General features: G+C 45.2%; 12 protein-coding genes. 1 reads left to right on the top strand and 11 read right to left on the bottom strand.

Going from position 1 to position 16,079, the window contains the following annotated elements; genetic code table 11:
• Window positions 1-2: 2 nt before the first annotated feature.
• From nuoL to ndhC, 11 genes are all read right to left on the bottom strand, one after another.
• Entirely contained in the window at window positions 3-1,877 is a 1,875-nt protein-coding gene (nuoL, locus tag ACT3QQ_RS07390) for an NADH-quinone oxidoreductase subunit L (RefSeq protein ID WP_444527489.1), read from the bottom strand.
• Between the two features lie 4 nt (window positions 1,878-1,881).
• Window positions 1,882-2,190 carry an NADH-quinone oxidoreductase subunit NuoK gene (nuoK, locus tag ACT3QQ_RS07385; RefSeq protein ID WP_025653102.1) on the bottom strand — a complete coding sequence of 103 codons (309 nt, stop codon included), beginning with the start codon at window positions 2,188-2,190 and terminating at the stop codon, window positions 1,882-1,884.
• 98 nt (window positions 2,191-2,288) lie between these two features.
• Window positions 2,289-3,008 carry an NADH-quinone oxidoreductase subunit J gene (gene nuoJ / locus ACT3QQ_RS07380; RefSeq protein ID WP_444527488.1) on the bottom strand — a complete coding sequence of 240 codons (720 nt, stop codon included), beginning with the start codon at window positions 3,006-3,008 and terminating at the stop codon, window positions 2,289-2,291.
• On the bottom strand, window positions 3,005-3,553 hold the full coding sequence (gene nuoI / locus ACT3QQ_RS07375) for an NADH-quinone oxidoreductase subunit NuoI (RefSeq protein WP_444527487.1): 549 nt from the start codon (window positions 3,551-3,553) through the stop codon (window positions 3,005-3,007). Before nuoI ends, nuoJ begins: the two co-directional genes overlap by 4 nt.
• 58 nt (window positions 3,554-3,611) lie before the next feature.
• Window positions 3,612-4,604 carry an NADH-quinone oxidoreductase subunit NuoH gene (gene nuoH / locus ACT3QQ_RS07370; protein ID WP_444521637.1) on the bottom strand — a complete coding sequence of 331 codons (993 nt, stop codon included), beginning with the start codon at window positions 4,602-4,604 and terminating at the stop codon, window positions 3,612-3,614.
• A 52-nt stretch (window positions 4,605-4,656) separates the two neighbouring features.
• Window positions 4,657-7,743 carry an NADH-quinone oxidoreductase subunit NuoG gene (nuoG, locus tag ACT3QQ_RS07365; protein ID WP_444527486.1) on the bottom strand — a complete coding sequence of 1,029 codons (3,087 nt, stop codon included), beginning with the start codon at window positions 7,741-7,743 and terminating at the stop codon, window positions 4,657-4,659.
• A gap of 10 nt (window positions 7,744-7,753) precedes the next feature.
• Window positions 7,754-9,178, bottom strand: coding sequence for an NADH-quinone oxidoreductase subunit NuoF (nuoF, locus tag ACT3QQ_RS07360; protein WP_444527485.1), 1,425 nt, complete (start codon window positions 9,176-9,178; stop codon window positions 7,754-7,756).
• Window positions 9,175-9,684, bottom strand: a complete 510-nt coding sequence (gene nuoE / locus ACT3QQ_RS07355; protein WP_444521624.1) for an NADH-quinone oxidoreductase subunit NuoE — start codon at window positions 9,682-9,684, stop codon at window positions 9,175-9,177. The genes nuoF and nuoE overlap by 4 nt, the downstream gene beginning before the upstream one ends.
• Before the next feature lie 147 nt (window positions 9,685-9,831).
• Window positions 9,832-11,607 (bottom strand): NADH-quinone oxidoreductase subunit C/D, encoded by a 1,776-nt coding sequence (gene nuoC, locus ACT3QQ_RS07350; protein WP_444523355.1) that lies wholly within the window; start codon window positions 11,605-11,607, stop codon window positions 9,832-9,834.
• 94 nt (window positions 11,608-11,701) lie between these two features.
• Window positions 11,702-12,370 carry a NuoB/complex I 20 kDa subunit family protein gene (locus ACT3QQ_RS07345; RefSeq protein WP_444521626.1) on the bottom strand — a complete coding sequence of 223 codons (669 nt, stop codon included), beginning with the start codon at window positions 12,368-12,370 and terminating at the stop codon, window positions 11,702-11,704.
• A 169-nt stretch (window positions 12,371-12,539) separates the two neighbouring features.
• Window positions 12,540-13,163, bottom strand: a complete 624-nt coding sequence (ndhC, locus tag ACT3QQ_RS07340; protein WP_444521627.1) for an NADH-quinone oxidoreductase subunit A — start codon at window positions 13,161-13,163, stop codon at window positions 12,540-12,542.
• Window positions 13,164-13,974: 811 nt separating this feature from the next.
• Between ndhC and ACT3QQ_RS07335 the strand changes: the two genes are divergently transcribed.
• Window positions 13,975-16,008, top strand: coding sequence for a UvrD-helicase domain-containing protein (locus ACT3QQ_RS07335; protein ID WP_444521628.1), 2,034 nt, complete (start codon window positions 13,975-13,977; stop codon window positions 16,006-16,008).
• Window positions 16,009-16,079 lie beyond the last annotated feature (71 nt).

The following is a 16,079-nucleotide window of genomic DNA, read 5'->3' as shown; positions in this document are numbered from 1 at the left end:
TTTTACACCACCGTCATCATTACCAGCACCAGCAATACAGCCATACCCAAGCCAAAGCTTGTGGCATAACCTCGAAGAGACCCTGTTTGCGTCGCAGACAATACTTTATTACCTGCTGAAGCCAGCTTAGGTAACAGTAACCACGTTTTATCAATAGGGTCGGCTTTAAGTAAGCGGCCGATGAACAAAAAGGGTTTTACGAAAAGTACATCATATAGCGCGTCAAAACCTAGGCCATGGTAGCACCAGTGATATAATGCCCCACCAATACGTGAGCGCTTAAAGCTAGTAAGCAAGCGACCTTTATTAACCACATATAATAGTGCAGCCAATATCAAACCTGCGGCCATGGCACCCATCGCGATATACTCTGCGGTGTGCTTAGCATGCGCTTGACCGGCAACTTCTAATAAATGACCAACGCTCTCTGGCAACACGCCCTCTAACGGTGGCGTAATCCACGCACCAACAGCAGTAGATAACACTAACAATACGGTTAAAGGCAACCAGTACGACATCCCTGATAGCTTATGAGCATGGGTTTTTTCTTCACCGAAGAAGATAATCCAAATCATACGGAACGTATAAATCGCGGTTAAGAAGGCACCAAAGACACCCATATAGAATAGTACTAAATGTCCGGTCGCATAAGTTTCCCAAAGAATCGCTTCTTTAGAATAGAAACCAACAGTAACCCAAGGTATTGCAGCAAGTGCACCGCCACCGACGATATAACACCAGAATACCAATGGTATCTTTTTGCGCAGACCGCCCATCTTAAAGATGTCTTGCTCATGATGTACCGCAAGGATGACCGCACCTGATGATAAGAACAGCAATGCTTTAAAGAAAGCATGGGTCATCAGATGGAAGATTGCCCCTTGCCACGCGCCTACGCCAAGTGCTAGGAACATATAACCAATTTGACTCATGGTCGAATAAGCAAGAATACGTTTGATATCTGTTTGCGCAAGTGCACAGAACCCAGCAACGACTAACGTCAACGCGCCTACACCGCCGACCCAATACAACAAAATACCCGGGGTCAATTCAAACAATGGATGTAGACGAGCAATCAGATAAACCCCTGCCGTCACCATCGTCGCTGCGTGAATCAATGCCGATACGGGAGTTGGGCCTGCCATCGCATCAGCAAGCCATGTATGTAGGGGCAACTGGGCAGATTTACCCATCGCGCCGCCAACCAACATCATGGTCGTTAGCATCATCGTTGGGTTATTAATATCGAATACTTCTGGCGCACGCGTAATAATCTCTTGAATATTGAGCGTACCGAATTCGCGGAATAATAAGAACAAACCGAAGGCCAAGAACACATCACCGACACGCGTAACGGTAAAAGCTTTCATCGCAGCACGGCCGTTGGCTCTGTAATGGTAATAATAACCAATCAATAGGTAAGAACAGATACCCACGCCTTCCCAGCCGAGATAAAGCAAGAATAAGTCATCTGCTAGTACCAGTAACAACATACTGGCCACAAACAAGTTCATATAGCTAAAGAAACGAGCAAAGCCAGTATCGCCTTTCATGTACCAAGCGGCAAACAAATGGATCAAAAAGCCAATCCCAGTGATGACACCAGTCATAGTCAATGCCAAACCATCAAAGCTCAAACCAAAATGTGGCGCAAAATCGCCCACTTGGAACCATGTCCACAGCGGAACTTCTACTACCGTTCCAGCTGGATTGGTAGTCAAAAAAGTATAGCTAACGACTAGCGTGCATAGTGCTGATAGCAGCATGCTACCTACGCCAACAATAGCTGCGACCTGCTCTGATAATTTGTCACGCATAAAGGCTAAAATCAAAAAGCCAATGAGCGGAAATATAAAGGTTAATGGTAATAAACTCATGACATCATCCTTTCATCTCATTGGCGCTATCGACATCGAGATGCCCACGCTGATGATAAAAACGCAATAATATTGCCAGACCAATTGACGCTTCAGCGGCTGCTAAGGTCAAAATAAAGATAAACATAATTTGTCCGTCTGGATCTACCCAGCGACTACCTGCTACTACAAATGCCAATGCTGCCGCATTCATCATGATCTCAAGACTCATTAGCATAAATAGGAAGTTACGTCGTACCATGACACCGCACAGACCGATGGCAAATAAAATACCTGCCAAAATCAGTCCATGGCTCATGGGTATCATACCCAGTACATTTTGCGCCTCAGCGGCTGGCTGTACTAAGCCTGCCACCTCGTGGGCAAACGGCACGTTTGACACATCTTGTGCCACGCTTGCTGCTAGTACCATTAGTCTGACTCCTTGCGCGTAACTTTGTTCGCACCTACTTTCATACCTACATAGTCATGCGGATCAACTTCTTTATATTCATAAGGCTTAGCCATTTCTACGGCATCATGCTGTGTAATATTATTATCATTGTCGTATTGCTTGATACTGCCTACGCTTGGTTGAAAGCCTTGGCTGTCGTTGCCGATTATCTCTTCATCGACCGTCTCTTTGCCTAAATGATAAGCAGCAACCAAGGCTGCTAATAATAGCAATGCTGCTACTTCGACCAACATAATATATTTGGTAAACAGTACCGTACCGACTGCTTTAGCAGAGATAGTCGTACCACCCATCATGACAGCTTCATCATGGTTGAGACCAATCATCGTATAGAGCACGACGGCAATAATTATCGTCAATCCTGTTGGTATCGCCCAAGTGCCTGCATCAAGCCAACGCTCTTCACGCTCATCATTACTCATACCCAAATTAAGCATCATAATCACAAAGACGAATAGCACCATAATGGCACCTGCATAAACAACAATCTCTAATGCGCCAGCAAACGGCGCACCTAATACAAAGAATATTCCAGCGATTGCTAGCAATGACACAATCATCGATAAGATAGCATGCACGGGATTGGCCTGAGTTACTACGCGCAGACTGGCAAATACGGCCACTGCTGCAAGCGAATAAAACCCAGCCAGTTCAGGATGGTTCAAAATATTCATCATGGTAGCAAGCTCCTTAGATCAATCGGTGCAGACTCGTTTTGTGCTGCACCTTTTGGTTTTTCTGCTACCGCCATACCTGTCACACGATAATAGTTATAATCAGGGTATTTACCTGGTCCTGAAATAAGCAAATGCTCTTTTTCGTAGACCAAATCTTGACGCTTATATTCACCCAACTCAAAGTCAGGCGTCAATTGAATGGCTGTCGTTGGACATGCCTCTTCACACAATCCACAAAAGATACAGCGTGAAAAGTTAATACGAAAAAACTCTGGATACCAGCGTCCATCTTCACGCTCGGCTTTTTGTAATGAGATACACCCTACCGGACATGCCACCGCACATAAGTTACAAGCGACACAGCGCTCGTCTCCATCAGGATCACGCGTTAGGACAATACGTCCACGAAAACGCGGCGGTACAGGTACCGGCTCTTCAGGATAAAGGATGGTGTCACGCGGTCTGAGCGCATGACTATTGACCATCCACATGCTGCGGACAATGGTAAATATACCAATGACGGTCTTTTTTATGGTAGTAAACATGGGATTATTATCCTTATCAGCTTTACCCTAGTTCATCAGTGATGGCTACTAGTAATGACTATAACGTTGGGGAAAAGATCAAAATGACCGCAGCCGTAATCAACAAATTGATCAAGGTTACAGGCAAACATACTTTCCAGCCAAAGTTCATCACCTGATCATAACGCGGACGCATGAGTGAGCCTCGAGCCAAAACAAACATGGTCATAAAGAACAGCGTTTTAATCATGAACCAAAAAGCTGGTGGAATAAATGGAATATCTAAATTAAAAGGTGCAAGCCAACCACCAAAAAACAAGCAAGTCATCAATGCAGAAATCAAGACAACGTTGACATATTCCCCAATGAAGAACATACCGAACTTCATGCCAGAATATTCGACATGATAGCCTTCGGCCAGCTCTTGCTCTGCTTCTGGTTGGTCAAATGGATGTCTATGCGTAACGGCCACACCAGCCACTACAAAGGTCAAAAAACCAAAGAACTGCGGAATGATATACCAGCCATCCGCTTGCGCTTCAACAATAGCGCGCAAGTTAAATGAACCTGTTAGTGCAACAACGCCCATCAACGACAAACCTAAGAACACTTCATAACTGATTGTCTGTGCAGCAGAGCGTAAACCACCTAGTAATGAGAATTTGTTTGCAGAGGCCCAACCACCGAACATTACGGCATAGACGGCAATACCAGCCATGGCGAAGAAAAACAAAATGCCAATATCCCAGTCGACCACGCCTAGCGTTGGCGAGATAGGAATAATGGCGAACGAAGCCAATGCAGTAAACATAGCGACCGCAGGTGCCAACGTAAACATGAACTTATCGGTAAATTTTGGTGTCCAATCTTCTTTAAAGAAGATCTTGAGCATATCTGCAATAAGCTGCAACGAACCAAAAGGCCCAACACGGTTAGGACCGTAGCGATCTTGCCATAAGGCCAGCATGCGGCGCTCATAAACGATCATAATTGCGGCAACCAATACCACGACCAAAAAAATGGCTAAGGATTGACCCACCAAAAACAAAATAGACCAGGCATCAAAGCTCATGATATTAGCCAAAAAGCTTGGCACATCAGGGATAATACGGGTAACTTGCATATTACACCTCCTGTGTGGTGGTCGGCGCTGCGTTCATTTGTGCAGCGTCATTGTTGTTCATCATATCGTTAGCCATGCTACCCATCATCGTTACTGGTGCATCCACTTTACGTACCGACGCTGGCATCGATGGGTGAATGATACTGACTTGTCCAACTGGATAACCAATACAACCTTCTGCTAAATAACCGACGAGCTGTACTGGCAAAGTAATTTGTTGCTTATCGATTTCAATCGCTAGATAATCACCAGCAGCGATATTCCAGTCTTTGGCATCATCTATACCGATACGCCATGCTGCAACTGGTAGTTGCTCTGCGACGATTGGACTACGCGAGGCCATCATTGAGCTGGCATAAATATTGTGAATCGGTACCAGTTTAGCTTGGCCTTGTTGTAAATCAGTGGTATTTACAGACATGGCCTCTGGCGCAACATATTGACGAGTGGCTAGGCGCTCTAACTGATCAAATAAGCGCACACCTGGATCACCATTTTTCAGATGACCGCCAACTTTGTCTTGGTATTTGTTCCATGCTTGCGGTGAGTTCCAACCTGCTGCATTAGCAAAAGGAATCATTGAGCTTGGTGTTTCTTTACCGCTATAACCTTCCATTGAGAAAGTTAGACCGGTGTCCAAATCTTTTGGCTGCATTGGCTCGTGTACCGAAATTGGTGCACGCATAGCGGTACGCCCTGAATAACGACGCGGCTGGCGCGCAACTTTCAGACCAGTTATACGATAGTCCGCTTCAGGGGCAGCGCCTTTAATGCCGGCAAGCTTAGGATGCGTTGCAATCAAAGCATTAATTACATCATCGAGCTGTGTCCAATCGACATCACGACTCTCGATGCTGCTATGCACCGCATGTATCCAGCGCCAACCTTCTTTGATGCTGCTCATCGGATGGTAGTATTCATTATCATAAACTTGGAAGAAACGCTGTGCACGACCTTCAGCAGATATCAGTGTGCCATCTGCTTCTGCAAAGCTTGCGGCTGGCAATACGATATCAACATCTTTGTGCCAATCAAGCAGTTGATGATCTAATGCAATGACTGTTTTATCCGTCAATAGCTGCGTCAATTTATTGGCATCAATCGCATCTGTTAGCTGGTTTTCTGCCACCACAACCACATCGTAATCAGTGGCTAGCAGTTCTTCAACTGACTGACCCCCAAGCATACAAACGCCAATGCTATTGGCATCAGGAACCGTTAGATAGATACCTGCTTGTGCTTGATATTTAGTATTTACTTCTTTCAGCTCAAGGTTTTCAGCAGGCTCACGCTCTACATCATCCTGCGCTTCTGTATTTACGCCTGTTTCAGGTTTGTTTGGTTTAGCAGATAAGTCTTTATCTTCTTCAGGTTGGTCATCAGCAGCTTGTGCTTGAGCTGCATTTACTTTGGCATTATGTGCGTCAACTTGCTGTTGCTCCGTGGCTTTGATTGCCGCACGTTTTTGGGTTAATGCTTGGGTAATTTGCGCCGCTGCTTCTATCAAAGCGGTAGAAGATAAGCTGCTACCTGAAACAACCAATGGCTTATCTGCTTGAATCAAGTCATAAGCGATTTGTTGAGCCAACGCTTGCATACCATCAGCCTCAGTACTGACATCAGTATCGACACCTTGCTCAGACGATTGTGGATCCATTATTTCTACTAAGTCATCAGTGAAGTTGGCAATTTCATCAGCGACTTTGAAGCCAAGTTGAATGATATCTTCAGGTGTTGCTACCACACTTACCTTACTGATATCTTCTAGCTTGGTTTGCGTCACATCGATGACATAGACAGGGCTTAGCGCATCTTGTGCAATACGCTTGACTGGTTCAGCAAGCCACGGCTGTGTTTGTAATGCCGCCGCCATTTTTAGGCCTTCATTTTTTGCCGCTTGACGTACTGACAGCGCGACACGTGATGAAGTTTGTGTGATGTCTTCACCTAATACTAATACTGCGTCATGCGTTTCAATGTCGGTCATGCTTGGATTATAAATACCGTCGGTACTTAATACTTCAATACATTTATTGACCAATGCTTGCTGCTGATGGTTCAAACCTGTTGAAAAGTTATCAAAGCCAACTAGATTTTTTAGCGCAAAGTTGGTCTCTAAGCTGGCACGTGGTGAGCCGATACCGATGACTTTTTTGTCTTTTAGTCGCTTGATGGTTTCATCAAGTGCGTAGTCGATATTAATTTTGACATGCTTATCGTTGATACGCTCAAGCGCTTGGGTTGGGCGATCATCACGATTGACATAGCCATAACCAAAACGACCACGGTCACATAAGAAGTAACGGTTTACTTCACCGTTATAGCGATTTTCGATACGGCGCAATTCACCATAACGCTCACCTGGTGAGATATTACAACCAGCTGAGCAACCATGACAGATGCTTGGCGCATACTGCATGTCCCATTTACGGTTATAACGATCAGAGTGAGTCTTATCGGTGAACACACCAGTTGGACAAACTTCTGTCAAATTGCCTGAAAATTCGCTTTCGAACTGACCGTCTTGGTCACGGCCAAAATAGACACGGTTGTTTGAACCGTAAACACCTAAGTCTTCGCCACCTGCGTAGTCTTTATAAAAACGTACACAGCGGTAGCACGCGATACAACGGTTCATCTCATGCGCGATAAACGGGCCAAGCTCTTGGTTATGATGCGTGCGTTTGGTAAAGCGATAGCGACGACGGCTATGACCTGACATATAGGTCATGTCTTGCAAATGACAATGCCCGCCCTCTTCACAGGTTGGACAGTCGTGTGGATGGTTGGTCATCAGTAGCTCAACCATCGACTTACGGAATGCTTTGGCTTCATCGTCAGTCACAGAGATGTACATGTCATCGCCAGGAGCGACCATACATGACATGACTAAGCGACCGCGACCCGCTTCCATATCTTCTTTGTTTTGAAATTGCTTGACCGCGCACTGACGGCACGAACCTACTGAGCCAAGGGCTGGATGATAACAAAAATACGGCACATCAATGCCGAGTGATAGGCAAGCTTGTAGCAAGTTATCTGCGCTATCTACTTCGACAGTGGTTCCATCAATATGTATGACTGCCATGCCGCTCTCCTTATTTCGCTACTGGCTGTTGGTTGGCTGCCGCATCAATAACATCGACACCAACCGCCTGCGCGTTTTTTTGATCAAACTCTGGACGGAAATATTTAATCGCACTCATGAGTGGCTCCATCGCACCTGGGGCATGCGCACAGAATGTCTTACCAATCCATAAATCACGCGTAAGACCTTCTAGTTTTTCGACATCGCCCACTTGCCCTTCACCATCATTGATGGCAGTAAGCAATTTCACGCCCCATGGTAGGCCATCACGGCACGGTGTACACCAACCGCATGACTCGCGCTGAAAGAAAATCTCAAGGTTACGCAGTAGTGGTACCATGTCTTGTGACTCATCAACGACCATAATCAGGCCTGTACCCATACGGCTACCTGCTTTTTGAATAGTGTCAAAATCCACCACCACATCCAAATGCTCTGTGGTCAAAAAGTCAGTCGATGCGCCGCCTGGTAACCATGCTTTAAGAGTTTTACCTTCTTTCATACCACCCGCTAAATCTTCGATGATTTCACGTGCTGTATAACCAAATGGTAATTCCCACAGGCCTGGATCGTTAACCAATCCTGAGCAGCCAAACAGCTTGGTACCCGGCGTTTCACTTTTGCCTTTGATTTTGGACAATGACTGATACCATTCGACGCCATGGTTTAAAATGGCTGGCATATTACAAAGCGTTTCAACGTTATTGACGACGGTTGGACGACCCCATGCACCAGAGATTTGTGGAAACGGCGGCTTAGTACGTGGGTTAGCACGACGACCTTCTAGACAATTAATCAGTGCGGTTTCTTCACCGCAAATATAACGACCAGCACCAGTATGTACATGCAAGTTAAAACTAAAGTCTGAGCCTAGAATGTTATCGCCCATCAGGTTATTAGCCAAACACTCTTCAATAGCAGCAACCAAACGTTCAGCGGCCAAGATATACTCACCACGGATAAAGATGTAACCGTCAGTAGCACCAATCGCATGAGCAGTAATCAGCATACCTTCGATCAGCTGAAATGGTAGACGCTCCATTAATAAGCGATCTTTAAAGGTGCCTGGTTCCATTTCATCAGCATTACAGATGAGATAGCGCGGTAGACCATCTGGCGGTGACATGAACGACCACTTAAGACCAGCATTAAAGCCTGCACCGCCGCGACCTCTAACATTGGCCGCTTTAATCATATTACCGACGTCTTTAGGCGATTTAGATAGCGCTTCTTTTAGACCTGTAAAACCTTTTAGGGATTCATACGTGGCTAAATCAAGCACCGCATCATGATGTGCTAAACGCCACGTCAAAGGCTTGGTTTCACTAGTGGCGGTTGCTTTATCACCATAAATTGGAACACGCTGTGCATTTAGCTGGCTTGGCGCCTGTCCTTGACCGCGACGAGCAATCTGCTCTGAAATCGTTAAACTCATGCGTATAGCTCCAATAATTGCGCGACCTCGGATGGTTGGACAGGTCCGTAAGTGTCTTCATCAATCAATACCGCTGGCCCCTTATCACAGTTACCTAAGCAGCAAATTGGCAACAGCGTAAAACGACCGTCAGTAGTGGTCTGACCATACTCAATACCCAGCTGTGATCTAATCTCAGCTGACAGCGCTTCGTAACCTGTCAAATAACAGGCCACAGAATCACATATAAGGATCACATGACGACCGACAGGCTGACGATATATACGGTTAAAGAAGGTCGCAACCCCATCCATATCTGACATTGGAATATCTAAAATATTGGCAATGGCATTTGCTTGCGCGTCATCAACCCAGCCGTTACGCTTTTGCACTATTTTGAGCGCATCTAGCGAGGCAGCACGCGCCTGTGGATAATGATGCATAAACTCGTGAATGGCAGCGATTTCCTCAGTGGTAAGGATACTTTCTACATCTACTTTTGGCATTTTGTCGGAAACAATTTTCATAATCTTCTATCTTTCCTCACTCATCCTGCTCTATCACTAGACAATATCAGTCTGATTATAACTGTGGTTACATTGACGAGTGACAGCATTTTGGTGTGCCATCAGGCAATAATATATTGATGAACAAATACTGGTGAAACAGCGGTTCTAACGATCACAGTCCGCCATCACAATATCAATCGATGCCAAATACATAATGGCATCAGAAACTAGCGATCCGTTAATGACCGACGGCATCTGTTGTATGTGTGCAAATGTTGGCGTGCGAATACGCGTACGATAGCTCATCGTGGCCTTGTCTGAGGTAATGTAATAACTGTTCAGACCTTTGGTCGCCTCAACGATCGTCGTACATTCGCCCGCTGGCATCACAGGACCCCAAGATACTGAGATAAAGTGATTAATAAGCGTTTCGATATCATTGAGTGTACGGTCTTTTGGTGGTGGCACAGCTAATGGATGGTCGGCCTTATAAGGGCCTTGTGGCATATTGTCCATACATTGACGAATAATACGTAACGACTGGCGCATTTCTTCAACTTTTACCATACAGCGATCATACGCATCGCCGTTGTAACCAACTGGCACTTCAAAATCGTAATTCTCATAGCCCATATATGGACGTGCTTTACGCAAATCAAAGTCAACGCCTGTCGCGCGCAGACCTGCACCTGTCACACCCCAAGCAAGCGCTTGCTTAGCATTATACTGAGCAACTCCTTGAGTACGGCCTTTGAGCACACTGTTTTGTAATGCTGCTTTGACATACTCGTCCAAGCGTTTTGGCATCCACTCTAAAAACTCACGAACCAAACGCTGCCAGCCGCGTGGCAGGTCAGCAGCGGTACCACCGATACGGAACCAAGCCGGATGCATACGATAACCAGTCACGGCTTCGATAACATCATAGGCTTTTTGGCGATCGGTAAACATATAGAACACAGGGGTCATACCACCCGCATCCTGAATGAACGTACCAACAAATAGCAAATTATTGGTAATACGGAAAAACTCGCTCATCATCACACGGATGGTTTCAGCTCGTGGCGGTACTTTGATACCTGCCAGTTTTTCGACCGACATGATATACGGTAGCTCATTCATCACACCACCAAGATAATCAATACGGTCGGTGTATGGAATAAATGAGTGCCAAGTCTGACGCTCAGCCATCTTTTCGGCGCCGCGATGGTGATAGCCGATATCAGGGATACAATCGACAACTTCTTCACCGTCGAGCTGTAGCACCAAACGGAACGCACCGTGAGCAGAAGGGTGGTTAGGACCGATGTTCAAGAACATAAAGTCCTCATCACGACCTGAACGCTTCATACCCCATTCCTCTGGGACAAAACGTAGATTTTCTTGTTCGTATTGCTGTTTGGCCGTGTTCAAAAAGTACGGAGTAAATTCAGTCGCACGCGCATGATACTCTTTCCGCAGTGGATGACCTTCCCAGTATTTTGGTAATAAGATACGAGTCAAATGCGGATGACCTGTAAAGACAATACCAAACATGTCCCACACTTCGCGCTCATACCAGTTGGCATTTGGCCAAATATTGGTAGCGCTCGGTACATTGACATCATCTTCGCTCAGCGCGACCTTGATACGTACATCGCTGTTGCGCTCAAGCGACATCAAATGATAAAACACTGTGAAATCACTATCTGGCAATCCTGCGCGATGCTGGCGTAAACGCTCATCTATCGCAGACAAGTCAAATAGCATGACATAAGGCTTAGGCAGTTTGCGCAAGAATAAGAGAATATCTAATAAATCAGCACGCGCCACCCAAACCGTTGGAATCTCATCCACAGTCTGCTGCACGACAAATTTACCAGCATACTTTTGCTCCAGCTCTGTAATGACTGCTGGGACGGGCTTGATCTTAGGATCTATGTTTTCGACTACCGTGACCATGAATGATGTATTCCTTCATTAATCATAACTGAACTATGTTGATCATAACCGAACTATGATAAGCGCATAAAATATTGAAACTGTTGCTACAAGTTTAGATGCTATCTGGGCTGCGCAAGTTTTTGACAGCGATACGATCTGCCTGCTTACGGTCACGCTCAGGTGTCATCTGCGGCTGGTAGACGCCCTGCTCGTTGACATGAACACCTAATGGACGACGTTCTTTAGTAATAGACTCTTGTAACAACATCAAACCCTGTATAAGCGCTTCTGGACGCGGCGGGCAACCTGGTACATACACATCGACAGGGATAATCTTATCCACGCCTTGTACGACAGAATAGATATCATACATACCGCCCGAATTAGCACAGGCACCCATAGAGATCACCCATTTCGGCTCAAGCATTTGCTCATAAAGACGCTGAATAACAGGCGCCATTTTGACGAAGCAAGTACCAGCGACGATCATGACATCGGCCTGACGAGGCGAGGCACGGATAACCTCTGCCCCAAAACGTGACAAATCATGAACGGCGGTTAAGGTAGTAGCATATTCGACGTAACAGCAGGAAGTACCAAAGTTAAATGGCCAAAGTGAATTCTTGCGTCCCCAGTTTGCTGTTGAATGAACGAGATCTTCGAGACGACCCATAAAGACATTTTTATTAACTTCATCTTCGATAGGATCGTTGACCGTTTGGCTGGTCTGTGCAGGATAGGTATCTGCATCGGGGTTGGCTTTTGTTAATGTGTATTTCATAACATACAACCTTTATATTAGGCTTAGCGTGGCAATCATCTTGCTCGTACCATCACCATAATTTTATTAATAAGTGGCTAATCATCAGCGATCATCAATACAAACAGACTGACGTCTTCATGCTTTACTACTCGTTTTGCAAACGCTATAAGCTGAGCATCAACTGGTATTAACGTTCAGTTTTTTCCTGCTGAGCAGACGTCGCAAAATCCACAGAAGTAACGTTACCCGTGGTATTGATATGATCGATGTTTTGTAGATGACGACGATTGGTCTCAATATTGTTTGAGACATTGATTTGACCGGATGACTGCGCTGGCACTTTACCAGTAGGATCGACCATTAGCTCATGCGCACCATCGAACTTGGTGATGTCTGCCAAATTAAAGCCTGCAGGCGCTGCATATAAGCGTGCTTTTTTGCGTAGCTTGTCAGCAGGTGCCCAGTTCATCGCACCTAAGCTTAGCTCATAAATCAAACCGATAATCAGAATAGTAATGAACGTACCAGCAGCGGCAAAGCCAAGCCAGCCAGCCTCTCGTACCGACACAGCATAAGCGTAGAGATACAGTGCCTCTAGATCAAAAATCACAAAGAAAATTGCAACCAAATAAAATTTGGCAGACAAACGAATACGGGCGTTGCCAGATCCGACAACACCCGCTTCAAATACTTCTTCCTTTTGTGAGCCTTGAGAGCGACCGCCAAGTAAGCGCGGTACAACCAGCATAAAGACAACTAGCCCAATGGCGGCTAAGATAAAAGCAATGGCTGACCAATTAAAAGCAGACATGATAATACGTGCTCCTCACCCAATCGAGTGTTAGACACAGCGCAAGCACTGACCCATTTAGACCGTGTTGCGACAGGTATAACGCAGACGAAAACACAGAGTAGCTGTACTTAAGCAACTGTCACTGTGTTTAAGTAACTGTCATTGAGTCACATGTTAGGTATTTTGCTAGTAACAACCAATTATCAAGCTTATTGACGACGATGTTAGACATGACCAACTGCAGAGACTCCGGTATGCGCACGGATAAAGGCTGGTCGCCCAACGCATCTTCTAACAACGTAAGATCAACGTATTAAATCAATATCATATCTGACTGCTTACTTAATTGATTTAATAGCTCATTACACGTGGTCAATAATGACGTGACAACTGGCATAAATTATTTACGTACTATACGCATTTCAGTGCCTAAAAGCTAGTTTTTAACTGTATTGAACGGTCACTTTCTGTGTAAAAAAAATGTGTTTTTTCTACTATAAGTTATGATATATACGTTGACTTATATTAACTCCAAATCCATGTTTTTGGCTACAAATGAACACTGCCATGCTATTTAGCAAAAATCAAGTATCCAAACACCCATTTTTCATCACCCAAGTCCTCCCCCAAAGTGAACGTTTTTGCTTTATAATAACCCACCAGATTTTTATGATATTCCATCATCAAACCTTAACTTCTATTATTCTTATAATAAAGATTATTAAAACATCGCAACGATACGAGTTTTGATGATGCGCACTGCGTTTATTTATCTTTGTCATATCGGCACCACCCTCTTTTTTCTTGCTTTTGTCTTACAGGTCACGTTATGAGTCAACTCAATCCCAAACAATCCGAGGCCATGCTCTACGTATCTGGTCCATTATTGGTACTTGCAGGTGCTGGCTCCGGCAAGACCTCTGTGATCACGCGTAAGATTGCTTATCTAATCCAAGAGTGTGACATGCCAGCTGAGCGCATCACCGCCGTGACCTTTACCAATAAAGCCGCTCGTGAGATGAAAGCGCGAGTTAGCAAACTGCTACCAAGCGAAAAAACGCGCGGTCTGACTGTGTCGACGTTTCACCAATTTGGTCTACAGTTTTTGCGCTATGAGCTGATTCATACGCCGCTAAAAGGCAACTTCTCTATCATGGACAGCGATGACAGCAAACGCTTACTGATGGAGCTGATGATGCGTGACAACTTAAGTGGTGCAGAAAGTCGCGAACTGGTTGGTAAAGCAATAAAAATGATTTCCGACTGGAAAAATGATTTGGTTGAGCCTGACAAGGCGATGGAAACCTTAGACGATCCAGAAGACATGATTTTTGCGACGCTCTATGCGCTTTATGAACGTAATTTGCGAGCCTATAATGCGGTTGATTTTGATGATCTGATTGTCTTGCCAACCAAGATATTACGTGAGAACAGAGAACTACGTGACAAATGGCAAAACCGCATTCGTTACCTGCTCGTTGATGAATATCAAGATACCAACACCGCTCAATATGAGATGATCAAACACTTGGTGGGTCCACAAGGTCGCTTTACTGTGGTGGGTGATGATGACCAATCTATCTATGCGTGGCGCGGTGCAAAACCTGAAAACATGGGACTGCTAAAAGAAGATTTTCCAAAACTAAAAATCGTCATGCTTGAGCAAAATTACCGCTCGACCACGCGTATTTTGACTTCAGCCAATGCTGTTATTACCAATAACGAGCATTTATTCGAAAAGAAGCTGTGGTCAGATAAAGGTCAAGGCGAAAAAATCCGCATTATTAATTGCCGTAATGACGATGATGAGTCCGAGCGCGTAGCCAAAGAAATTGTCACACATAAGCTGCGCTTTGGTAATGAGTGGGAACAATATGCTGTGCTATACCGCAGTAACTTTCAGGCACGTATGCTGGAAGCCCAATTACGCCAGTTGCAAGTGCCATACAAGTTATCAGGCGGTCAGTCATTCTTTGCGCGTAGTGAAATCAAAGATATCATGGGCTATCTGCGCCTGATTTTGAACCCCGAAGATGACAGCGCATTTTTACGTATTATCAATACGCCTAAGCGTGGTATGGGACCTGCCACGCTAGAAAAACTCGGCTTGTTTGCGCAAGAGCACAGCATATCGCTACTGGCCTCTTGTACCCATGCTGGCCTTTCTCACGTATTACCATCAAAGGCTTATGGTACGATAAAAGAGTTTGGTGAGTTCATCGAGCATTATACGCGTGAGCTGGATCAGCATCCTGATCCTGTGCCGATCGTACGCCAGATGATTGATGAGACCGGCTATATTGATTTTGTCCGTAGCGATGCCAAAACACCGCAACAAGAAAAAAATCGCATCGACAATATCGATATGCTCTACACCAGCATTCAGTCCTTGATTAATCGCGCTGAAGAAGACGAAGACCGAACGATTGATACCATCATTCGCAAACTGGTTTTGCTCGACATGCTTGAGCAGCAACAAGAAGAAGAGAACACCAACAAAGTTAACTTAATGACGCTGCACGCTGCAAAAGGTTTGGAGTTTGATTTTGTTTACATCATGGGGTTAGAAGAAGAGATGCTACCGCATCGCAACTCTATCATGAGTGAGACGGTCGAAGAAGAACGTCGTCTGATGTACGTGGGCATTACCCGTGCGCGCCGTGAACTAACATTGACGCTCGCGACCCAGCGCCGTGCTGGTGGTCAGATGCGTGTCACCTCAGAATCACGGTTTTTGGATGAGCTGCCCGAGGATCATATTGATTGGCCTGCCAAAGCGAAAAAGAAAAAAGCGACCAAAGATCCCGAAGCCGTTGCTGATGAATATTTGGCCAATATTCGAGCGTTACTGGGTAAGCGTTAATCCTAATCAAGACACTTAATTATCTGAGTAAAATGCTTTCAAAAGCATGCCTTAGATTGCGCAAAAAATGA

The sequence above is a fragment of the Psychrobacter sp. AOP7-A1-24 genome, from assembly GCF_052376235.1.
In the GTDB taxonomy this organism is placed as follows: Bacteria; Pseudomonadota; Gammaproteobacteria; order Pseudomonadales; family Moraxellaceae; genus Psychrobacter.
Note: the sequence above shows the minus strand (reverse complement) of the source record. Positions and strands in the feature narration are given on the sequence as shown.

Coding starts and splice junctions, on each gene's coding strand:
- nuoI (WP_444527487.1), bottom strand. CDS start 3,553: ATGTTTACTACCATAAAAAAGACCGTCATTGGTATATTTACCATTGTC.
- nuoL (WP_444527489.1), bottom strand. CDS start 1,877: ATGAGTTTATTACCATTAACCTTTATATTTCCGCTCATTGGCTTTTTG.
- ndhC (WP_444521627.1), bottom strand. CDS start 13,163: ATGTCTGCTTTTAATTGGTCAGCCATTGCTTTTATCTTAGCCGCCATT.
- nuoJ (WP_444527488.1), bottom strand. CDS start 3,008: ATGATGAATATTTTGAACCATCCTGAACTGGCTGGGTTTTATTCGCTT.
- nuoC (WP_444523355.1), bottom strand. CDS start 11,607: ATGGTCACGGTAGTCGAAAACATAGATCCTAAGATCAAGCCCGTCCCA.
- ACT3QQ_RS07335 (WP_444521628.1), top strand. CDS start 13,975: ATGAGTCAACTCAATCCCAAACAATCCGAGGCCATGCTCTACGTATCT.
- nuoE (WP_444521624.1), bottom strand. CDS start 9,684: ATGAAAATTGTTTCCGACAAAATGCCAAAAGTAGATGTAGAAAGTATC.
- ACT3QQ_RS07345 (WP_444521626.1), bottom strand. CDS start 12,370: ATGAAATACACATTAACAAAAGCCAACCCCGATGCAGATACCTATCCT.
- nuoG (WP_444527486.1), bottom strand. CDS start 7,743: ATGGCAGTCATACATATTGATGGAACCACTGTCGAAGTAGATAGCGCA.
- nuoF (WP_444527485.1), bottom strand. CDS start 9,178: ATGAGTTTAACGATTTCAGAGCAGATTGCTCGTCGCGGTCAAGGACAG.
- nuoH (WP_444521637.1), bottom strand. CDS start 4,604: ATGAGCTTTGATGCCTGGTCTATTTTGTTTTTGGTGGGTCAATCCTTA.